The 21,787-nt window shown below is 67.2% G+C and carries 16 protein-coding genes and 1 riboswitch; of the genes, 8 read left to right on the top strand and 8 right to left on the bottom strand.

The features are described from left to right. Nucleotides 1–110: 110 nt before the first annotated feature. A riboswitch (cobalamin riboswitch) is annotated at nt 111–328 on the bottom strand. 195 nt (nt 329–523) lie between these two features. Then, nucleotides 524–3,358: a hybrid sensor histidine kinase/response regulator gene (locus AB8808_RS19460; protein WP_369931162.1), complete on the top strand. Its 2,835-nt coding sequence runs from the start codon at nt 524–526 to the stop codon at nt 3,356–3,358. Between the two features lie 66 nt (nt 3,359–3,424). On the opposite strand, the gene AB8808_RS19455 is transcribed toward AB8808_RS19460, so the two are convergent. Then, a complete protein-coding gene (locus tag AB8808_RS19455) occupies nt 3,425–4,330 on the bottom strand; it encodes an SDR family oxidoreductase (protein WP_369931160.1) in 906 nt (301 codons plus the stop codon). Nucleotides 4,331–4,532: 202 nt separating this feature from the next. Here AB8808_RS19455 and AB8808_RS19450 point away from each other — a divergent pair, with 202 nt between their 5' ends. Then, the gene (locus AB8808_RS19450) at nt 4,533–6,206 is read left to right on the top strand and encodes an AMP-binding protein (RefSeq protein ID WP_369931159.1); all 1,674 of its coding nucleotides are present in this window, start codon (nt 4,533–4,535) and stop codon (nt 6,204–6,206) included. 100 nt (nt 6,207–6,306) lie between these two features. Continuing rightward, nucleotides 6,307–8,766, top strand: a complete 2,460-nt coding sequence (locus AB8808_RS19445; RefSeq protein ID WP_369931157.1) for a membrane-bound PQQ-dependent dehydrogenase, glucose/quinate/shikimate family — start codon at nt 6,307–6,309, stop codon at nt 8,764–8,766. A 53-nt stretch (nt 8,767–8,819) separates the two neighbouring features. Here the strand turns inward: AB8808_RS19445 and AB8808_RS19440 are convergent, their stop codons facing one another. Then, nucleotides 8,820–10,040 carry an MFS transporter gene (locus tag AB8808_RS19440; RefSeq protein WP_369931156.1) on the bottom strand — a complete coding sequence of 407 codons (1,221 nt, stop codon included), beginning with the start codon at nt 10,038–10,040 and terminating at the stop codon, nt 8,820–8,822. Between the two features lie 70 nt (nt 10,041–10,110). Here AB8808_RS19440 and AB8808_RS19435 point away from each other — a divergent pair, with 70 nt between their 5' ends. Continuing rightward, entirely contained in the window at nt 10,111–10,899 is a 789-nt protein-coding gene (locus AB8808_RS19435; RefSeq protein ID WP_369931155.1) for an AraC family transcriptional regulator, read from the top strand. Between the two features lie 13 nt (nt 10,900–10,912). Here the strand turns inward: AB8808_RS19435 and AB8808_RS19430 are convergent, their stop codons facing one another. After that, a complete protein-coding gene (locus AB8808_RS19430; protein ID WP_369931154.1) occupies nt 10,913–11,428 on the bottom strand; it encodes a gluconokinase in 516 nt (171 codons plus the stop codon). A gap of 87 nt (nt 11,429–11,515) precedes the next feature. On the opposite strand from AB8808_RS19430, the gene ltaE reads away from it, so the two are divergent. Next, nucleotides 11,516–12,529 carry a low-specificity L-threonine aldolase gene (ltaE, locus tag AB8808_RS19425; protein ID WP_369931293.1) on the top strand — a complete coding sequence of 338 codons (1,014 nt, stop codon included), beginning with the start codon at nt 11,516–11,518 and terminating at the stop codon, nt 12,527–12,529. On the opposite strand, the gene AB8808_RS19420 is transcribed toward ltaE, so the two are convergent. From AB8808_RS19420 to AB8808_RS19405, 4 genes are all read right to left on the bottom strand, one after another. After that, nucleotides 12,523–13,302, bottom strand: a complete 780-nt coding sequence (locus AB8808_RS19420; RefSeq protein WP_369931153.1) for an N-acetylmuramoyl-L-alanine amidase — start codon at nt 13,300–13,302, stop codon at nt 12,523–12,525. The two genes, ltaE and AB8808_RS19420, sit on opposite strands and share 7 nt — an antisense overlap. Next, the gene (locus AB8808_RS19415; RefSeq protein ID WP_369931152.1) at nt 13,299–13,739 is read right to left on the bottom strand and encodes a hypothetical protein; all 441 of its coding nucleotides are present in this window, start codon (nt 13,737–13,739) and stop codon (nt 13,299–13,301) included. Before AB8808_RS19415 ends, AB8808_RS19420 begins: the two co-directional genes overlap by 4 nt. Nucleotides 13,740–13,829: 90 nt before the next feature. Then, nucleotides 13,830–14,945: a cell division protein ZapE gene (zapE, locus tag AB8808_RS19410; protein WP_369931151.1), complete on the bottom strand. Its 1,116-nt coding sequence runs from the start codon at nt 14,943–14,945 to the stop codon at nt 13,830–13,832. Continuing rightward, a complete protein-coding gene (locus AB8808_RS19405; protein WP_369931150.1) occupies nt 14,942–15,640 on the bottom strand; it encodes an alpha/beta hydrolase in 699 nt (232 codons plus the stop codon). Before AB8808_RS19405 ends, zapE begins: the two co-directional genes overlap by 4 nt. A 48-nt stretch (nt 15,641–15,688) precedes the next feature. On the opposite strand from AB8808_RS19405, the gene AB8808_RS19400 reads away from it, so the two are divergent. Continuing rightward, a complete protein-coding gene (locus AB8808_RS19400; protein ID WP_369931149.1) occupies nt 15,689–16,324 on the top strand; it encodes an acyl carrier protein phosphodiesterase in 636 nt (211 codons plus the stop codon). Here the strand turns inward: AB8808_RS19400 and AB8808_RS19395 are convergent. Further along, on the bottom strand, nt 16,296–16,793 hold the full coding sequence (locus tag AB8808_RS19395; protein ID WP_369931292.1) for a c-type cytochrome: 498 nt from the start codon (nt 16,791–16,793) through the stop codon (nt 16,296–16,298). The genes AB8808_RS19400 and AB8808_RS19395 overlap by 29 nt on opposite strands. A gap of 348 nt (nt 16,794–17,141) precedes the next feature. Here AB8808_RS19395 and AB8808_RS19390 point away from each other — a divergent pair, with 348 nt between their 5' ends. Both AB8808_RS19390 and AB8808_RS19385 read left to right on the top strand, forming a co-directional pair. After that, nucleotides 17,142–18,401 (top strand): efflux RND transporter periplasmic adaptor subunit, encoded by a 1,260-nt coding sequence (locus tag AB8808_RS19390; RefSeq protein WP_369931148.1) that lies wholly within the window; start codon nt 17,142–17,144, stop codon nt 18,399–18,401. Between the two features lie 69 nt (nt 18,402–18,470). Beyond that, nucleotides 18,471–21,719 carry an efflux RND transporter permease subunit gene (locus AB8808_RS19385; RefSeq protein ID WP_369931147.1) on the top strand — a complete coding sequence of 1,083 codons (3,249 nt, stop codon included), beginning with the start codon at nt 18,471–18,473 and terminating at the stop codon, nt 21,717–21,719. Nucleotides 21,720–21,787 lie beyond the last annotated feature (68 nt).

Below are 21,787 nucleotides of genomic sequence, written 5' to 3'. Positions count from 1 at the left end.
GCTCGAAGCGGTGGGCCGGCGGAAAAGGGTCGCGTCGGAGCACGCCATCAGGGGCTCCGGACCGCGACGCGCCTCCCCGCGGAAGCCGTCACCACAAAAACCGACGCCTGGCGGGGCGACAGCTGTTGGCAGGTCTTCGGACTTCGTGGACGGGGACACCTTTCGGGTCCGGCCTAGCCGTCGCTTCCCAATCCCACGGGGGGACCAGTGCGTGTGACGGGTTCGTTTCCACTTACCGCTGCGGGGCAGTCCCGGATTTACACCGGATTCCCTATTAAGTCCGACGGGCAGTCGCGCCTCTTCGGACACCAACGGGACACACCATATAGCTGGTTCCCGGTACCGTCAACACAAGATATAGGGTAAGCGAGCTATGTGCTTGATCCGCCGGGAGTCATTTTTTTGCAACCCCCCACAGGCCGATTTCCCGATGACGGCATGACCGTTCCGTGAAGACGGCCTACACAAAGTGCATGGCTCCGAACCTTTAACATCTGCGATCCGCCCTATGACCGCTCGCTCGATGCCATCTACGTTCGCGTTGCAGGAACACGCCCTGGTCACCCATGCGTTCGACGCACTGCCGTTCGGCTTCACGGCTGTTTCGGCGACAGGGGAGCTCCTGTACGCCAATGCCTGGATGACCGCGCGGCTTCGCGACGGCATGGGCCAGGGTTTCCTGGACTGGTGGGCGGAAAACAGCCGGGCACGCCTGACCTCCCTGCTGGCCGCTGGCCGCATCGAGGGCGTTCGCGACATCGCACTGACCGCGGTCGACGGCGCCGCGTGGCGGGTGTCGGTCGAGCCCTGGCGACGCCCCCTGGAGGGCGAGCCGGTGTTCATGGTCGGTGTCTACCCGACCGGCGATATGCCCGGTGACGCTGGCGGCGCCGAAGAACGCCGACTGGCCCTGATCGAGGTCGGTAACCTGCTTCGCGACCTGGAAGACCCGGCCGACATCGCCTATCGGGTGGCCGAGGTGTTGGGTCGCACGCTTCGGGTCAGCCGCGCCGGTTACGGCACGGTGGACACGGTGGCGGAAACCATCACGGTCGATCGCGACTGGAACGCCCCGGGAATCCGCACGCTCGCCGGCATCCTGAACTTCCGCGATTACGGCTCGTACATCGACGATATCAAGGCCGGTCGCACCGCCGTGGTCACCGACGCCTACCAGGACCCGCGCACCCTGCGCACGGCGGATGCCCTGGCCGCCATCAGCGCGGTGTCCTTCATCAACATGCCGGTGACCGAGCGCGGCGGCGTGGTGGCCTTGCTTTATCTCAACCATGAAGGCCCGCGCGAGTGGCCGGAGGAAGAGATTGCCTTCGTCCGCGAGGTGGGCAACCGCACCCGCGTCGCCGTCGAGCGGCGTCGGGCCGAGGCGGAGCTGCAACAACTGGCCCAGAGCCTGGAGCGGCAGGTGACGGAACGCACCTTCGAGCGCGACCGTATCTGGCGCCTGTCCAGCGACATCCTGCTCGTCGCCGATGCGGACACGCGCCTGCTGTCGGTCAACCCGGCATGGACCGCGATCCTCGGCTGGAGCGAGCGCGAGACCCTGGGGCGCTCGTACCTGGATTTCGTGCATCCGGAGGACACCGACCGCACGGGCGAGGAAACCGGGCAATTGGCCGACGGCGTGGCCACGCTGCGCTTCGAGAACCGCTATCGCACGGCCGACGGCGGTTTTCGCCAGTTGTCATGGCGGGCGGTTCCCAGCGACGGCATGATCTTCGCCGTGGCCCGAGACGTCACGACCGAGCGTGCGCGCGACGCGGAACTGGATGCCGCCCAGGAGCAACTACGCCAGGCGCAGAAGATGGATGCGATCGGCAACCTCACCGGGGGTGTGGCCCACGATTTCAACAACCTGCTACAGGTGATCAGCGGTAACCTGCAGTTGCTCGGCACCGACGTGTCCGGCAACGAGCGTGCGGAGCGTCGCGTGGCCAACGCCATGGCGGGCGTCACCCGTGGCTCCAAGCTGGCCGCCCAGCTGCTCGCCTTCGGTCGTCGCCAGCCGCTGGCGCCCAAGGTGGTCAACATCGGCCGCTTCGTGCGCGATATGGACGAACTGCTGCGCCGGGCGCTGGGCGAGGCGATCGAGGTGGAGACCGTGATTGCCGGCGGCCTGTGGAACACGCTGATCGATCCGTCCAACGTCGAGAACGCGCTGCTCAACCTGGCGATCAACGCGCGCGACGCGATGAGTGGCCAGGGCAAGCTCACGGTCGAGGCCGGCAACGCGTTGCTGGACGACAGTTATGCCAAGACCCACGGCGACCTGCGTCCGGGGCAATACGTGATGCTTGCCGTGACCGATACCGGCAGTGGCATTCCCGCCGACATCCTCGACAAGGTGTTCGACCCCTTCTTCACCACCAAGCCGGAAGGTCGCGGCACGGGACTGGGACTGTCGATGGTCTACGGCTTCGTCAAGCAATCCGGTGGCCATATCAAGGTGTACAGCGAACCGGGCGAGGGCACCACGGTGAAAATCTACCTGCCCCGGTCGACGCAGAGCGAGGATCGTATCGTGGCGATTGAAGAAGAAGCCATCCGTGGCGGTGACGAGACCATCCTCGTGGCCGAGGACGATGAAGCCGTGCGCGAAACGGTGGTGGGCATGCTCGCCGAACTCGGCTATCGCGTGCTCAAGGCACGCGACGCTGAAAGCGCGCTGTCGATCATCGAAAGCGGTATCGCCATCGACCTGCTGTTCACCGACGTGGTGATGCCGGGCCCGTTGCGCAGTCCCGCACTGGCACGCAAGGCGGTCGAGCGCCAGCCCGGCATCGCCGTGCTGTTCACCTCCGGATATACGGAAAACGCCATCGTGCATGGCGGTCGCCTGGACGAAGGCGTCGAACTGCTCAGCAAGCCGTACACGCGCGAGCAACTGGCCCGTCGCGTCCGGCAGGTGCTGGGCACACGCATGCCGCGCACCCTCGCCGAGGTGGTCACGGCCCCGCTGGCGCCGGCCCCGGTCGCCAGCGCGCCGGAACCGCTGCGTGTACTGGTGCTGGAAGACGATGCCCTTATTCGCATGTCCATCAGCGAGATGCTGGAAAGCCGTGGGCACACCGCCTTCGAGGCGGGCGACGGCAACGAAGCCCTGCGCGTGCATGGGGCCGAAGCCATCGACGTGCTGCTGGCCGATGTGGGCCTGCCCGGCATGAGCGGCGTGGACGTGGCCGAGCGCCTGCGCGAGACGCAGCCCGACCTTCCCGTGATCTACGCCACCGGCGACCACATGGCCAACGGCGTCACGCGTGACGATCGCACCACGATCATCATCAAGCCGTATGGCGTGGCCGACCTGATGGACGCGCTGGGGCGCATCGTGCGCACGTGAGTCCTGTCCCGCCGACAGGAGCGCGTTGCACGCCCCTGTCGGCGGTGGTCACGCGCGCCTCCGGCCTCAGGGCAGCATGTTGCCGCCGGTAACGCCGTAGGTTTCCCCGGTGATGAAGCTGGCTTCCTGGCTGGCGAGCAGCACGTACAACGGCGCGCATTCCACCGGTTGGCCCGGGCGGCCCAACGGAACGCTCTTGCCGAACTCCACCACCTTCTCCTGCGGCTGGCCGCCACTGGGTTGCAGCGGCGTCCAGACCGGGCCGGGCGCCACCGCGTTCACGCGGATGCCCTTCTCGGCCAGCTGCTTCGCCAGGGCCTTGGTGAAGGCGACGATGGCCGCCTTGGTGGAGGCATAGTCGAGCAGGATGTCGGAGGGCTGGTAGGCCTGGATCGAGGCCGTGTTGACGATGGCGGCGCCCGGCGGCATGTGCGGCACCGCGGCCTTGGTCAGCCAGAACAAGGCGAACACGTTGGTACGGAAGGTGGCTTCGAACGAGGCGCTGTCCAGTTCGTCGATGGAGGGGCTGAACTGCTGGCGTCCCGCGACGTTGGCCAGGATATCCAGGCCACCCAGTTCCTTCACGCTTCGCTGCACCAGCTCCTTGCAGAACGCTTCGTCGGCGAGGTCGCCCGGTACCGCGATCACCGTGTGGCCCTCGCCCGTGAGCAGGGCGACCACTTCATCCGCATCCTTCTGCTCGGACGGCAGGTAGTTGATGACCACGCTGGCGCCTTCGCGCGCGAAGGCGATGGCGGCGGCGCGGCCGATCCCCGAGTCGCCGCCGGTCACCAGCGCCTTGCGGCCCTTCAGGCGACCGTTGCCGCGGTAGCTGGTTTCGCCGTGGTCCGGCTTCGGTGACATCTCGGCGGCCAGGCCCGGTGCCGGCTGCGGCTGCCGGGCGAATTCCGGCTGTGGATACTGCGTACGCGGGTCGCGCATGGCATACGGGTCATTCACGGCATCGGCCATGGTGGTGTCCTCGTGGGGTGCAGGGAGATCACGAGGTTTACGAACCAAACGTCCATGTGCCGTCCACGGGGTGTCAGTTCGCGTTTCCGTTTCCGCGATACGCCCGTTCGTTGCGACAGAGGCCGTGGTGGCCTTGCCGATCGTCCCGACGTGCGATGGTGTCGCTTATGCTGGTGGCCGACGTATCGACCCGGAGACTTCCATGGCATCCATCCCCAGCTACGTCCACGGTGCCAGCGCTACGCCCCTGCTGGGCGAAACGGTCGGCGCGCTGCTCGACCGCGTGGCCACGCGCTGGCCGGAGCGACCCGCGCTGGTGGTCCGCCAGCAAGGCGTGCGCTGGAGCTACCGCGAGTTCCATGACGAGGTAACCCGTGTGGCCGCCGGCCTGTTGGCGCTGGGCCTGGAGCCGGGCGAGCGCGTCGGTATCTGGGCGCCCAACCGCGCGGAGTGGGTGGTCGCCCAGTTCGCCGCGCCCAAGGCGGGCCTGGTGCTGGTCAACATCAACCCCGCCTACCGTTCGCACGAACTGGCCTATTCCCTCAACAAGGTGGGCTGCCGCGCGCTGATCCTACCCCGGGCGTTCCGTAGTTCGCATTACCTGGAGATCCTTTCCGGGCTGGCGCCGGAGATGGCCACGGCGATACCCGGCGGGCTGCGTGCCGCGGCACTGCCCGACCTGCGCCACGTGATCCTGCTGGACGACGAAGCCGCGCCCGGTGCCCTGTGCTGGGCGGACCTGCGCGCCGACAACGCGGCGCGCGCACGGCTGGCGGCGATCGAGCCGGCACTCGGCTTCGACGATCCGGTGAACATCCAGTTCACCTCGGGCACCACGGGTGCGCCCAAGGGCGCCACGCTGACCCACCACAACATCGTCAACAACGGCTTCTTCATCGGTGAGGCCATGCGTCTTACCGAAGAGGACCGCCTGTGTATCCCGGTGCCCTTCTACCACTGCTTCGGCATGGTGCTGGGCAACCTGGCCTGCGTGACCCACGGTGCCTGCATGGTCATACCGGGGGAGGGCTTCGATGCGCTGGCCACCTTGCAGACGGTGTCCGAGGAACGCTGCACGGGCCTGCACGGCGTGCCCACGATGTTCATCGCCGAACTGGAACACCCGCGTTTCCACGAGTTCGACCTGGGCACGCTGCGCACCGGCATCATGGCCGGTTCGCCGTGTCCCATCGAGGTGATGCGCCGCGTGGTGCGCGAGATGCACATGAACGAGGTGACCATCGCTTATGGCATGACCGAGACCAGCCCGGTCAGCTTCCAGACCACACCCGACGACCCGCTGGACGTGCGTGTGGCAACCGTGGGCCGTGTGCATCCGCATGTGGAAGTGAAGATCGTCGACGAGCAGGGCGGGGTGGTGCCCCGTGGCACCACCGGCGAGCTGCTGACGCGCGGCTATTCGGTGATGCGGGGCTACTGGGGCGACGACGGCGCCAGCCGGGCGGCCCTCGACGACGCGCGCTGGATGCATACCGGTGATCTGGCGATGCTGGACGAGGAGGGCTACTGCACCATCGTCGGCCGTTTGAAGGACATGATCATCCGCGGTGGCGAGAACATCTATCCGCGCGAGATCGAGGAATTCCTCTACGGCCACCCCGACATCCAGGACGTGCAGGTGTTCGGCGTGCCCGACGCGCGGCTGGGCGAACAGGTGTGCGCCTGGATTCGCCTGCGCGACGGCTCGCCGGCCACGGCGGCCTCGGTGCAGGACTTCTGCCGCAAGCACCTGGCGTACTTCAAGGTGCCGCACCACGTGCGCTTCGTCGATGCCTTCCCCATGACGGTCACCGGCAAGGTTCAGAAATACCTCATGCGTGAAGCCATGATCGCCGAACTGGCGGCGGGCACCTAGGCCGGGCAGCCGGTGGCCTGGCTCACCTGCACCTTGGATTCACGGCCGCTGCACGACCCTAGCGATTGGGGGAGGACCCACGCCAATTGAGTGAGTTCGGATGAATCGAGTCAGGAGATACCACCCGGCGACGCTGTTCAGCGCGCTGGTTTTTGCCCTCTGGGGCACCGTCATGCTGTTGGGCGGCATCCGACTCTTCGGTGAGGGCGGCTCTGTCTATTACCTGGCATCCGGTGCGGTCACTCTGCTCGTGGCGGCCCTGCTGCTGTTCCGCGTGCGCCTCGCCGTGCCGATCTACGCGCTGTTGCTGATCGCGACCACGGGCTGGGCCGTGTGGGAAGTGCGCTGGGACTTCTGGCAGCTGCTGCCCCGCCTGGATGTCTGGTTCGCGCTCGGCCTTTGGCTGCTGCTGCCCTGGCCCCGTCGTGGGCTGGGCCGTGAGCGCTTCGACGGCCGTTCGCGCGGCACCGGCGGCGGCTTCCTCTTCGTATCCCTGCTCATCGCGACCGTCGTCGGTATCGTCGGCGCGGTGCATGTATCGAACGACATGCCGGGCGAACTGCCCATGGCCGATGTGTCCGGACCGCAGGGCGACCGTGCCGCGCGACCGGATGGCGACTGGACCGATTACGGCGGCTCGCCCTACGGCCAGCGCTACTCGCCACTGACCCAGATCACCCCGGACAACGTCGGCCAGCTGCAGGTCGCCTGGAAGATCCAGACCGGCGATCGCCCGGGTCCGGACGATCCGACCGAGACGACCTCCGAGAACACCCCGCTGAAGATCGGCGACACCGTGTACCTGTGCACGCCGCACAGCAAGGTGATCGCGGTGAACGCCGCCACCGGTGAAAAACGCTGGGAATTCGACCCGAAGATACAGAGCCCGGTCGGCTTCAAGCATTGGGAACACATGACCTGCCGTGGCGTGTCGTATCACGACGACGCCCGCTATGCGGCGGCCGTGATTCCGGCACCCGCCACCACCGCGGCCGGCGTCCCGGCGGTCGCCTCGACGGCGCCGCTGCCCCCGTCGGCCATCGCCACCGCGGCGTGCCCCCGCCGGCTGTTCCTGCCCACCGCCGACGCCCGCCTTATCGCGCTGAACGCGGACAATGGCCAGCCCTGCGGCGATTTCGGCCAGGACGGTACGGTGAACCTGCGCGCCAACGTCGGCCCGTTCACCCCGGGTGGCTATTACTCCACGTCGCCGCCGGCGGTCACGAAGGACCTGGTCATCATCGGCGGCCATGTCACCGACAACGAGTCGACCAACGAGCCGTCCGGCGTGATTCGCGCGTTCGATGTGCACGACGGCCACCTGGTCTGGAACTGGGACCCGGGCAAGCCGGACGACACCGCACCGATCGGTCCGGATGGTGTCTACACGCGCAACTCGCCCAACGTCTGGTCGCTCTTCAGCGTCGATGAAGCCCTGGGCATCGTGTACCTGCCGATGGGCAACCAGACGCCGGACCAGTTCGGTGGTGGTCGTACGCCCACGTCGGAAAAGTACGGTGCGGGGCTTGTCGCCCTCGATGTCGCCACCGGCAAGGTGAAGTGGAACTACCAGTTCACCCACCACGACCTCTGGGACATGGACGTCGGCGGCCAGCCGACCCTGGTCGACCTGCAGACCGCCGATGGCATGAAGCCGGCCGTGGTCGCCTCGACCAAGCAGGGCAGCATCTACGTGCTCGACCGCCGCGACGGCACGCCGATCGTGCCGATCCAGGAAGTACCGCGTCCGCAGGGTGCGGTGCCGGGCGATCACACCGCGCCGACCCAGCCGCTGTCCGACCTCAACTTCGCCCCGCCGCAGGTGCGCGAGCAGGACATGTGGGGCACTACGCCCCTGGACCAGCTCTGGTGCCGCGTGCGCTTCCGCTCGCTGCGCTACGACGGCATGTTCACCCCGCCGTCGTTGCAGGGCTCGCTGGTGTTCCCGGGTAACTTCGGCGTGTTCGACTGGGGCGGCGTGTCCGTCGACCCGACCCGACAGCTGATGCTGATCAATCCCAGCTACATGGCGTTCCAGTCCAAGCTGATCCCCAAGGAAGAACTGGCCAAGATGGAAGTCGGGCCGGCCAAGAGCGAGACCGAGGGCGTCAAGCAGGCCAAGGGCATTCCTTACGGCATCGAACTGTCGCCGTTCCTCTCGCCGCTGGGCATCCCCTGCCAGGCACCGCCGTGGGGCTATGTCGCGGGTGTGGACCTGCGCAGCGGCAAGATGATGTGGCGACACAAGAACGGCACCATCGTCGACAGCGCGCCGCTGCCGATCCCCATGCCGCTGGGCGTGCCCAGCCTGGGCGGCATGGTGACCACCGCCGGTGGCGTCACCTTCCTCAGCGGCACGCTGGATTACTACGTGCGCGGCTACGACGTGCGCACCGGCAAGAAGCTGTGGGAGTCGCGCCTGCCCGCCGGTGGTCAGGCCACACCCATGACCTATGCCGACAGCAGCGGTCGCCAGTACCTGCTGGTGGTCGCCGGCGGTCACGGCTCGCTCGGTACGAAACAGGGCGATTGGGTCATCGCCTACGCGTTGCCCAAGTAAGCTCGCCTGGATGCATGGGCCGCCATCGTGCAGGTGGCGGCCCATGCATCGATTCACGCCCTGGCGGCGCTCGCTTTCCGCGGGTCCGGCAGGAAGGCCGCCAGCAGGCCGATCAGCGGCAGGAAAGCGCAGATCCGGTAGACCGCCTCGATGCCGACATGGTCGGCCAGTTCGCCCAGCCCGGCCGCGCCGAGGCCACCCATCCCGAACGAAAAACCGAAGAACAGGCCGGAGATCATGCCGACCTTGCCCGGTACCAGTTCCTGCGCGAACACCACGATCGCCGGAAACGCCGACGCCAGGATCAGCCCGATCGCCACGGTGAGCGGCGCGGTCCAGAACAGGCTGGCGTGCGGCAGCAGCAGCGTGAACGGCAGTGTGCCCAGGATGGAGAACCAGATGACCCGCTTGCGCCCGAAGCGATCGCCCAGCGGTCCGCCCAGCAACGTGCCCGCCGCCACCGCGGCCAGGAACACGAACAGGTGCAGCTGCGCGTTCTGCACCGACACGTTGAAACGGTGGATCAGGTAGAAGGTGAAGTAGCTGGTCAGGCTGGCCAGGTAAACGTATTTGGAAAAGATCAGCGCCAGCAGCACGGCGATACCCCGCCGTGCATCCGCGCTGCTCGAGGCGATCGATGTGGGCTTGCTCCCGCCGGCCGTCAGACGCGACAGTCCGTGGTGCCGGTACCACTGCCCGACATTCCACAATACGACACCGGAAAGCAGCGCCAGCAACGCGAAGAAGGCTAGGCTCGACTGACCCCAGCGCACCACGACGATCGCGGCCGCCAGAGGCCCGAGCGCCTGTCCCGCGTTGCCGCCCACCTGAAACAGCGATTGCGCCAGCCCGTGGCGTCCGCCCGAGGCCATCCGGGCCACCCGCGACGACTCCGGATGGAACACCGACGAGCCCATGCCGAGCAACCCGGCACCGACGAGCAGCATCGGGTACGTGTGCGCCGCGGACAACACCAGCAGCCCGGCGAGGGAGAACAGCGTGCCGCCGGGCAGTGCCATGGGTGTCGGCCTGCGGTCGGCATAGAGGCCCACCAGCGGCTGCAGGATCGAGGCGGTGATCTGGTAGGTGAGGGTGATCAGGCCGATCTGGCCGAAGTCCAGGTGGAAGCCGGCCTTCAGGCCCGGATAGATGGCGGGCAGCAGCGACTGCATCATGTCGTTGAGCAGGTGGCAGAAGCTTATGGCGAAGATCACGCCGTAGACGGTCGGATCGGTGCGCGGCAAGGTCGACGCGGCACGGGCAGGCGCTTGCATGGGCGGTCCTGGGAACGGGGAAGCGCCATGAGAACACGCCATCCCGGTGGCCCGCGCTAGGATATGGGTCATGGATAGTGGAGATCGGGACAATCCGCACATTCCCTATCGGGACTTCCACGACGAGGCATCGCGCCCCGTCCTGTCCCGGGGCCACGACTACCCGTCGTCGTACGAGCTGCAGGCGCATCGCCATCGGCGCGGCCAGATGCTGTATGCCTCCACGGGCACGCTGGCTGTCACCACGCCGCAGGGGTCGTGGCTGGCCCCCTCGGAGCGTGCCGTGTGGATTCCGGCGACCACGCCCCATGCCGTCCGGATGATCGGTACGGTCAGCACGCGCAGCGTGTATGTCGACCGCGTGGTCGCCGAGCCGCTGGGTGATACGTGCCGCGTGATTGCCGTATCGCCGTTGTTGCGCGCGCTGCTGGTCGCCGCGGTGGACGTTCCCCCGGCGTACGACTTCGACGGTCGGGATGGCATGCTGATGGCACTGCTGGTGGCCGAAGTGGCGCGCGCCGCTACCATCCCGCTGGCGCTGCCCTTGCCGACCGATCGGCGACTCGCCGCACGTTGCGCGCACTTCCTGGAGCAGCCGCGCATGACGGAGAGCATCGACCACTGGGCCGCCGGGCTCGGCATGCATCGGCGCAGCTTCACCCGGCTGTTCCGTCGCGAGACGGGGATGAGTTTCGCGCAGTGGCGACAGCAGGCGTGCCTGCTGGCCGCGCTGCCCCGGCTCGGCGCAGGCGAGGCCGTTACCGCGGTGGCGCTGGACCTGGGCTACGAAAGTCCGGCGAGTTTCTCGACGATGTTCCGCCGTGCGCTCGGCAGGCCGCCGACCTTCTACCGCGCCTGAAGGCCGGGCCGGCTCATCGGCCGATGACGCCCGCGCCGCTGTCGCATCCCGACCGGATCACGCCTTCGATGGCTTCGGCGGGCGGCAGGCCCACGTCGACCCACAGGGCTTCTTCCTGCGATGGTTCTTCCAGCGTCGCCAGCTGGCTGTCCAGCAGGGTCGGATCGAAGAAGTGGCCACTGCGGTGGCCGAGGCGCTCGGCCAGCAGGGCGCGCGATGCATGCAGATACACGAAGCGCACATCGCCATGCTCACCGCGAAGGACGTCCCGATAGCGATGCTTCAGGGCCGAGCACGCCAGCACCATCGACTCGCCGCTGGCCCGGTGCCGGTCCATCACGGCGACGATCGCTTCCAGCCACGGTTTTCGGTCGGCATCGTCGAGGGGAATGCCGCGTGCCATCTTGCCGCGATTGGCCTGCGGGTGAAGCGCATCGGCATCGACGAACGGTTGGCCCAGCCGCATGGCCAGGCCCTCGCCGATCGTGCTCTTGCCGCTGCCGGAGACGCCCATGACGATGGTGATCATGCCTCCATGATGCCGCGGCCCCGGCTACGGATTCGTGAACGGCTCGCGTACCATCGGGAGACCGATATCTCCTTGCGTGCCTTGCTCATGAAAACCGTCGACCTGCGCAGCGATACCGTTACCCAGCCCTCCGAGGCCATGCGCGAGGCCATGTGGCGCGCACCGGTCGGCGACGACGTCTACGGCGAAGACCCCACCGTGAATGCGCTGCAGGAACGCCTCGCCGGCGAGTTGGGTTTTGCCGCCGCGCTGTTCGTGCCGACCGGAACGCAGAGCAACCTGCTCGCGCTGATGAGCCACTGCGAGCGCGGCGACGAGTACATCGTCGGCGCCGACGCCCACACCTATCGTTTCGAAGGTGGCGGCGCGGCCGTGCTGGGGTCGATCCAGCCGCAGCCCATTCCCCAGGCCGACGACGGCACGCTGCCGCTGGACCGGGTCGAGGCCGCGATCAAGCCAGTGGACCCGCACTTCGCCCGTTCACGCCTGCTGGCGCTGGAAAACACCTGGCATGGTCGCGCCTTGCCCTTCGACTACCTGGCGCAGGCGCGTGAGGTGGCCACTCGCCGAAACCTCGGCCTGCACCTCGACGGTGCACGCCTCTACAACGCGGCGATCGCCTATGGTCGGCCGGCCCGCGAGGTCACGGCGGGCTTCGACAGCGTATCCGTCTGCCTGTCCAAGGGGCTGGGGGCGCCGGTGGGTTCGGTGTTGCTCGGCGACGCCGCGTTGATCGAGCGCGCCAGGCGCTGGCGTAAGGTCGCGGGCGGCGGCTGGCGCCAGGCCGGCATGCTGGCTGCCGCGTGCATGTACGCGCTCGACCACCACGTGGCCCGCCTGGCGGAGGATCACACGCGTGCCGTCCGTCTTGCCGATGGGCTGCGTGCCGTCGACGGGCTTGTCGTCACGGGCTGCCATACCAACATGGTGTTCGTCGACGTTCCGGCGGATCGGTTGAAGGATCTCGCCGCGCACATGGCCAGAGCGGGTATACGGCTGAGCATCGGTTACCTGCCTTCGGTCCGGCTGGTGACCCATCGGGACGTCGACGACGAAGGCGTCGAGCGGGCCATTGGCGCGTTCGCGGACTTCGCCTACTGACGCGGAGCCATCAGCTTGCGTTGCAGCGAGTAGAGGATGGCCGCATCGGTGGCGTCAAGCGCGGGCGACTCCATGCCGCGGTAGTGGCGATGGAAGGCGATGATGGCGTTGCGGGGATTGGACACGTCGTAGCCCACGAGCCGGATGGCGGCGAGGCTGTCGAAGCCCGGGGGCGCCGGCAGGAGGGTGGCATCGGGCCACAGGCCGAACCCGTAGCGTGCCAGCGTGGCCCAGGGGAACAGCGCGCTGGGATCGTTCTTGCGACCGGGCGCAATATCGCCATGGCCGACCACGGCCTGGCGGGGAATGCCCAGTCGTGAGGTGATGTCGCCGAGCAGGGCGATCAGTGCCTGGATCTGGGCCGGTGTGAAGGGGGATACGCCGTCGTTGTCGATCTCGATACCGATGGACGACGAGTTGATATCCGTCATGTCGCCCCAGCGGGCCGCCCCCGCATGCCAGGCACGCCGGCTCTCGTCGACGAGCTGGTCGATACGCCCGTCCATCTCCACCAGGTAGTGGGCGCTGACCGGACCTTCGCTGTTGCGGGTGCGCAACACACGCAACGCCGCACCGGCATCACCGATGGACGTGTGGTGAAGGACGATCAGCTGCGCCTTGCGCACGTTGAAGTTCGGAGAAGGTGTCCAGTGGGCAAGCGCACTGCGTTGCGGCGCGACGGTCGGTGCACCGGCACAGGCGGTGAGCAGCAGGGCAAGCGAAACGCCCGCTAGAGTGCGGGCGTGCCTCGCGAGGCGGCTGCCCTGGATCATTCGGTACGGAAATCGCTGCTGGTGATGACCCATTCGATCTCGTCGCCCACATCGCCCACGTCGTTCTTCGAGGCGACGACGATGTGCAGGTCGACGCAGTCATGACCTTCGGAAAGCCATTCTGTTTTTTCCAGGTCCATGTGCGCTTCTTTCAAGGCGGTGCGAAGCGTGGGCATGTCGGTGGGAAAAAGAGTGATGCCTTCGTGGATGAGCGTGCCGCCGATGACCTCGATGTCGCAGAGTTTGTCGTCGAGGAACCGGAGGCGGACCCATTCGGTGCCGCCGGTATCGGTGTATTCGTCTTCGTCGTCCCAGAGGGACTCGCCGCCGGCCTTCCAGCCGAGGGCCTCGCGGAGCTTCTTGCGTGGCATGCCGAAGAAGATATCGATGTTGCCGCGGCGAATGCCGCGACCCGGAATCAGTTCGCAATGGTCCATGGCGTTCCTCGTCAGGTGGCGCGGGATGCCCGCCCGTAAAGCATGAAGCTGCAAGCATGCGGCCTTCCAGCCGTCACTGTCCACGACATATCAGGGCTTATGGTCACGCCCGAGGTAGTCCTCGCTCTGCATCTCGATCAGCCGTGACTCGGTGCGCCCGAATTCCGCGCGCAGCTTCGTGCCGTCGTAGATATCGGTGATCGGCGCGGCGGCCGAGATCACCAGCTTGACGTGGCGGTCGTAGAACTCGTCGACCAGCAGCACGAAACGCTTGGCCTCGTTTTCGGTGAACATGGTGAATTGCGGCACACCGGACAGGATGACGGTGGGGTACGCCTTCGCCAGTTCGATGTAGTCGGCGACGGCGCGAGGGCCCTCGCACAAGGCGGCAAAATCGAACCAGACGACGGTATCGGCGCGCTTGCGTACGGGAATGTCGCGTCCGTTGATGGCGATAGCGCCTCCGTCCACCGTGTCGCCTTGCGCCTGCGTGGAAAAGATCCGCGCCAGCGAAAGCTCGGCCTCGACGCCCGGGGGCACCAGGTAGACCGAGGCCTGGCTGAGCGCGCGCAGGCGCCAGTCGCGCGGGGAGACCATTTCGTGCACGACGCAGTGCGCCTCGATCGCCGCGATGGCGGGCAGGAAGCGGGCGCGTTGCAAGCCGTCGCGGTACAGGCCGGGCGGCGGCGTGTTGGAGGTGGTGACCAGGGCGACCCCGCGCGCGAACAGGCCGTCGAGCAGGCCGGCGAGGATCATCGCGTCGCCGATATCCGAGACGAGGAACTCGTCGAGGCAAAGCACACGGCACTTCAGCGCGATCCGTTCGGCCACTTCGTCCAGCGGATTCTGGCGCTCGCCCAGGTCGCGCAGCATGCCGTGCACTTCCAGCATGAAACGGTGGAAGTGGCGACGAAGCGCCAGGCCGGGTGCGAGGCTGGAAACGAACAGGTCCATCAGGAAGGTCTTGCCACGGCCCACGCTGCCCCACAGGTACAGCCCCGGCACCGCCTGCCGCGGTTCGCTGGCCAGCAGGGTGCGCAGGCGACCGAACAGACCGCCGCCGGTAGAGGGCGCTGGCGTGCACAGGGCGGCATGCAGGCGATCGAACTGGGCAATCACCGGCAACTGGGCAGGGTCCGATTCCCAGCGATGGCCCGCGATGCCGTCCCGGTATCGTTCGCCGGGTGTCGGTTCCGTACAGTTCATGCGGCGTCGGGCTCCGGTGGCCACTGTTTCACCGCATTCTTGATCGCGCCGCGCAGGTCCATCAGGCGCCGATGGAAGAAGTGGCTGGTGTCTTCCATCCGCACGAGGTGCGGCCGCCGGCTTTCGGGCAAGGTCTCGATCCAGTCGAAGACGGCCTGCGGCTCGACGATCTCGTCCGCGTCGCCCATCACCACCAGCCACGGGCAGGCCGGCAGTTCCACCTGCGAGAAGTCCCAGCCGCGGCCCGCGGCGGGTGGGGCCACGCTGATCAGCGCGCCGGCCTGCAGACGAACCGCGTTGCGCAGGGTGACGTAGCTGCCGAAGGAAAACCCCGCCAGCCACAGCGTGGCGTCCGGACGCGCCCGGCGTACCCAGCCGACGACCGCCGCGAGATCCTCGCTTTCACCGATGCCTTGGTCGAACAGGCCTTCGGAGGCACCGACGCTGCGGAAATTGAAGATCACCGTATCCACGCCCGACTCACGCAGCGACCGTTCGATCATGGTCACCACCTTGTTGTGCATGCTGCCCCCGTCGGTGGACAGCGGGTGGCAGATGACGGCGACGGCCTGGCGGCGGTGCTCCGCGTCGCTGGGTTTGGCCTCGCATTCGAGCTTGCCTGCGGGGCCGGCCAGCGCGAAGCTCAGGGTCTCGTCCGGAAAATGCTCCGGCGCTGTAGGTAGATGTGCGCTCATGCCCTCCATGATAACCGGTGACCGTTCACGACGCGGCGGGGCACGCCCGTGAACGTGCTTGCGCACGCGCTGCTGGCGGGGAACGACGCCTCGCTGCGCCTGGGCGGCGCCATGGGCGACTTCGTGCACGGTATGCCGGGCGACCACCTGCCGCCGCGAGTGCGGCAGGGCATCTACCTGCACCGGGCCATCGACAGCTTCACCGACTCGCACGCCGAGGTGCGCGCTGCCCGTGAGCGCATGCCGCCGCCGTTCCGGCGCTATGCCGGCATCCTGCTGGACATGTGGTTCGATCACTGCCTTGCACGCGATTTCGACCGCTGGTCCGACCAGCCGCTGGACCGATATGCCGTGGGCCTGCGCAAGGAGCTTCACGACGCGGCACCGATGCTGCCTGACGCCCTTAAGCGTTTCCTGGGATACATGGACGCCAACGACCTGCCGGCGGGCTACCGGGATGCGGCCGCCATCGGCAAGGCGCTGCGTGGTATCTCGCAGCGGCTGTCCCGGGCCAACCCCCTGGCCGAGGCGATGCCGCTGATGCTGGCCGAGGACGACGCCCTGAAGGCCACCTTTGATCGGTTCTTCCCGCAGTTGCAGGCCTTTGCCGCGCACTGGGTGGCCGAGCGCATGGCGGGGCCACCGGCGGACGCCCTTACTTGGCCTGGTCGGCCATCCACTTGACGGTGTTGGTGACCTGCTCGTCCGTCAGCGACGGATTGCCGCCCTTGGCGGGCATGTGGTTGCCGTCGGGGCCGGTGTAGCCCTCGATCGCGTGCTTGGTCAGCGTGGCGATGCCTTCGGCCAGGCGGGCCGACCACGCGGCCTTGTCGCCCAGCTTCGGCGCGCCGGCCACACCGGCGGTGTGGCAGCTGTGGCAGAGGTTGTCGTAGATGGTCTTGCCGTCGGTGCTGCCGCCGTAGGCCACCTGTGCGGCGGCGGCCTTGGCGGCGGCATCCTGCGCGGCCTGCATGGCGGCACGACCGGTATCGCCCGCGTAGACCGCGCCGATGGGCGCGATGCGTGCTTCGGTGCGCTTGGCGACCGCCGGGTCCTGGTCCTTGGGGATGTGGCTATAGATGATATAGGCCACCACCATCAGGACGAGGGCCAGGACGCTCAGGCCGGCCGTCAGCAGCGAAAACTGACGCATGAAGTTCTGGTCGGACTTGCTTGGAGAACCGCTCACGCATTCACTCCACTGGATTTGGGTGTGCCGTCCCCCTCCCCGGGCTCCGGCGTGCCTGCAAGCCGCGTTGCGGCGCTAACCGGGCGAGTATAACGGAACCTCCGCACGTGTCAGCGGTCCCGGATACGCCCTTTCACGGGCCGACGGCCACGGCCCCGAGGGGCAAACCGTGCCGTCAGTCATGCTGTACCCCTGTCAACCGGCATTGTTCAATGCCGTTCCCGTAACCCTATATTGTCGTCGTCGAACCTTTATCTTCGCGCGAACGGACGGCAACGACCCGTCGTCCGGTTATCCACCTGGGAGTGTTTCATGTCGCGTTTCTGGAAAATCGCGCTGGCCGTCGTTGTCGTCGTGCTGATCGCGGGCTTCTTCATCGCTCGCCACCACCGGGCCAAGGGGAGCGATTCCTCGGCCACCGCCAGTGCACAGGCCAACGGCGAGGGGCAGGGCAAGGACCAGCCGCCGGTGCCGGTCACGGTCGTTCCCGTGGCCAGCCAGGATGTACCGGTCTACCTGACCGCGCTGGGCACCGTCCAGGCGCGCAACACGGTGACGGTGCGCCCGCAGGTCGGCGGCCAGCTGATGAAGCTGAACTTCCAGGAAGGCCAGGAAGTGAAGAAGGGCGACGTGATCGCCGAGATCGATCCCCGCACCATCCAGTCGAACTACGACCAGGCGGTGGCGAGGCTCAAGCAGGACCAGGCCCTCGCGGCCACGGCGAAGAACAACCTCGACCGTTCGCAGAACCTGGTCAGCAAGGGCGGCCAGCAATACGTGTCCAAGCAGGACCTGGACAACCTGAAGAACAGCCTCGACCAGGCCGCGGCCACCGCCAACGCCGACCAGGCCGCCATTCGTGCCGCCCAGGTGCAGTTGGGCTTTACCAAGGTCATCGCGCCGATCGACGGCCTGGCGGGCATCCGCTCGGTGGATGCGGGCAACATCGTGTCCACCACGGACGCCATCGTCACCCTGACCGAGCTGCATCCCATCTACGTGATGTTCTACCTGCCCGAGAAAAACCTCGACATGGTGCGCAGCTCCGTCGGTGGCGAGGGTCTGTCGCAGCTTGAGGTCTCCGCGCTGGATCGCGTCGATGCCCATCCCATCGCCACCGGCCACCTGGACGTCATCGACAACACCATCGACACGACCACGGGCACCTTCCGCCTGCGCTCGCTGTTCGACAACGAGAAGACCCAGCTGTGGCCCGGCCAGTTCGTCAACGTGCAGCTGAAGGTGCGCACGGTGAAGGACGGTCTCGTGGTGCCGTCGCAGGCCGTGCAGCGCGGGCCGGACGGCGACTATGTCTACCTGGTGCAGGGTGACAACACGGTGCGGATGCAGGCGGTGGAAACCGCCAGCGAGGTAGGCGACAGCCACGTGCTGCTGAGCAAGGGCGTGAAGCTGGGCGACAAGATCGTCACCGAGGGCCAGTTCCGTCTCAAGCCCGGCTCCAAGGTGCAGCCGCTGGCCCCGGGCCAGGTGCCCGCCGCGCCCACGGCGGACGAACTGCAGAAATCCAAGACCGGTCAGCAGGGTCGCCAGGGCGGCGGTCGCCGCGGCTGACAAGGCGTGGCGCGCCCACGACGGGCGCGCCGCCACCGGACCGCAAGGTCCCGACACCAGGACTTACCCGTGGGTTTTTCGACACTCTTCATTCGCCGACCGATCGCGACCTCGCTGCTGATGGTGGCGGTGCTGTTGCTCGGCATCCTCGGCTACCGCCAGCTGCCGGTGTCGGCCCTGCCGGAAATCGATGCCCCCAGCCTGGTCGTCACCACGCAGTATCCCGGTGCCAGCGCCTCCACCATGGCGGCCCTGGTCACCACGCCCCTGGAACGCAATTTCGGGCAGATTTCCGGCCTGGGCTCGATGAGTTCGGATTCCTCGGCGGGCCTGTCCACGATCGTCCTGCAGTTCAACATGGACCGGGACATCGACATCGCCGCGCAGGACGTGCAGGCGGCGATCAACCAGGCGCGCGGCACGCTGCCCAACAACCTGCCTTACCCGCCCGTGTACAACCGGGTGAACCCGGCCGACGCGCCGATCATGACCCTGATGCTCACCTCCGACAGCCTGCCGCTGCGTGACGTGAACAACTACGCCGATTCGATCATCGCCCAGAAGCTGGCGCAGGTGCAGGGCGTCGGCCTGGTCTCGATCGCCGGCAACGTGCGCCCCGCCGTGCGCATCCAGGTCAATCCCGCGCAGCTGGCCAACCTCGGCCTGACCATGGAAGACGTGCGCAGCTCGCTCACGCAGGCCAACGTCAACGCGCCCAAGGGCACGCTCAACGGCAAGACCCAGTCCTACAGCATCGGCACCAACGACCAGCTGTCCGATGCCGCGGAATACAAGGGCACGATCATCAGCTACAAGAATGGCGCTCCCGTGCGCCTGTCCGACGTGGCCAACGTGATCGACGGCGTGGAAAACGACCAGCTGGCCGCCTGGGCCAACGGCAAGCCGGCCGTGCTGCTGGATATCCGTCGCCAGCCAGGCGCTAACATCGTGCAGACGGTGCAGCAGATCCGGCAGACCATTCCCGACCTGCAGAAGGTGCTGCCGGCGGATGTGCACCTGAAAATCTTCTCCGACCGCACCATCACCATCCGCGCGTCGGTGGAGGACGTCCAGTTCACGCTGATCCTCACCATCTGCCTGGTGGTGGCGGTGATCTTCGTCTTCCTGCGCCGCCTGTGGGCCACGGTGATCCCGTCGGTCGCGGTGCCGCTGTCGCTGATGGGCACGTTCGGCGTCATGGCGTTCGCCGGCATGTCGCTGGACAACCTCTCGCTGATGGCGCTGGCGGTGGCCACCGGTTTCGTGGTCGACGATGCCATCGTGATGATCGAGAACATCGTCCGCTACATCGAGCAGGGCCAGGACGCCAAGACCGCGGCCGAGGTGGGCGCGAAGGAAATCGGCTTCACGGTGCTGTCGCTGACCGTCTCACTGGTGGCCGTGTTCCTGCCGCTGCTGCTGATGCCGGGCGTCACCGGACGCCTGTTCCACGAGTTCGCCTGGGTGCTGACCATCGCCGTCATCATCTCGATGCTGATCTCGTTGACGCTCACGCCGATGATGTGCGCCTACCTGCTCAAGGCCGACCAGCTGCCGGAAGCGGAGGATGCCCACGAGCACGCCACGGCGTCCGGCAAGCACACGGCCTGGTCGCGCCTGGTCGACGGCTACGGTCGCAGCCTGGACTGGGTGCTCGACCATCGCCCGCTGACGATGATCGTCGCGGCGCTCACCGTGGCGCTGACGGTCGTGCTCTACATCGTGATCCCGAAGGGCCTGTTGCCCGAGCAGGACACCGGGATGATCACGGCCGTGGTGCAGGCCGACCAGAACGTGGCTTTCCCGCAGATGGAAGACCGCACCAAGGCCGTCGCCGATGCGTTGGCGAAGGACCCGGCGGTGGCCGGTGTCGCCGCCTTCATCGGTGCCGGCTCGATCAACCCCACGCTCAACCAGGGCCAGCTGTCGCTGGTGCTGAAGGATCGCGGCGATCGCGATGACCTCGACACCGTGCTGCCGCGCCTGCAGAAGGCCGTCGCCAACATCGCCGGCGTGGCGCTTTACCTCAAGCCCGTGCAGGACGTGACGCTGGATACCCAGGTGTCCGCCACCGAATACCAGTACTCGATGTCCGACGTGAACTCGACCGAGCTGGCCGGCTACGCGCAGCAGATGACGTCCGCGTTGCGCAAGCGCAAGGAACTGGCCGACGTCGACAACAACCTGGCCGACCAGGGCACCGCGCTGAAGCTGACCATCGACCGCGACAGCGCCAGCCGCCTCGGCGTGCCGGTGCAGACCATCGACGACACCCTCTACGACGCCTACGGGCAGCGGCAGATCTCCACCATCTTCACCCAGCTCAACCAGTACCGCGTGGTGCTGGAAGTGGCGCCGGAGTTCCGCAATAGTGCCGACCTGCTCAACAAGCTGACGGTGCGCGGCAACGGCAACGGTGCGCTGACCGGCTCCAACGCCACCAGCTTCGGCCAGCTGGCGTCGAGCAATTCGGCCACGCCCTCGGGCATCGGCAACAGCGGCAACGTCGGCTTCCAGGTCGGTGGCGGCGGCAACATTCCCATCGCCGCGCTGGCCAGCGCCGTGGTCACCACGGCGCCGCTGGTGGTCACCCACCTGCAGCAGCTGCCGGCGGTCACCGTGTCGTTCAACCTCGCGCCGGGTGAGTCGCTGTCCTCGGCCGTGGAAGCGATCCACGAAGTGGAGAAGCAACTCAACTTCCCGCCGCAGGTGCGCGGCCAGTTCATCGGCAAGGCGGCGGAATTCTCCTCCTCGGTCGGCGACGAAGTGCTCCTTCTGCTGGCATCCATCATCGTGATCTACATCGTGCTGGGCGTGCTCTACGAGAGCTACATCCATCCGCTGACGATCATCTCCACCCTGCCGCCCGCGGGCGTGGGCGCCCTGCTTGCGCTGATCCTGTGCGGCATGACCCTGTCGGTCGACGGCATCGTGGGCATCGTGCTGCTGATCGGCATCGTGAAGAAGAACGCGATCATGATGATCGACTTCGCCATCGAGGCGAAGCGCACCGGCCTGAATGCGCACGACGCCATCCGCCGGGCCTGCCTGCTGCGCTTCCGCCCGATCATGATGACCACGGCCGCGGCCTTGCTGGGCGCGTTGCCGCTCGCGCTGGGCAACGGCATCGGTTCGGAGCTGCGCAAGCCGCTGGGCGTCTCCATCGTGGGCGGCCTGCTGCTGTCGCAGCTGGTCACGCTGTACACCACGCCGGTGATCTACCTCTACATGGAGCGGTTCTCCGACTGGCTGGCGGAACGCAAACGGCAGCGCGCCCTGGCCCACGAGGCGGCGTTGCCCCGGCCCACCGGTCGATGACGCCAGTCGCGGGCATGCCTGGAACCACCCCTTTTCGCCGGACGGCACCCCGTCCGGCGAAACCTTTT

The sequence above is a fragment of the Xanthomonas sp. NCPPB 2632 genome, assembly GCF_041228075.2.
Lineage (GTDB): Bacteria > Pseudomonadota > Gammaproteobacteria > Xanthomonadales > Rhodanobacteraceae > Luteibacter.
The sequence above is the reverse complement of the archived record's forward strand: the minus strand, read 5'-3'. Positions and strand labels throughout refer to the sequence as shown.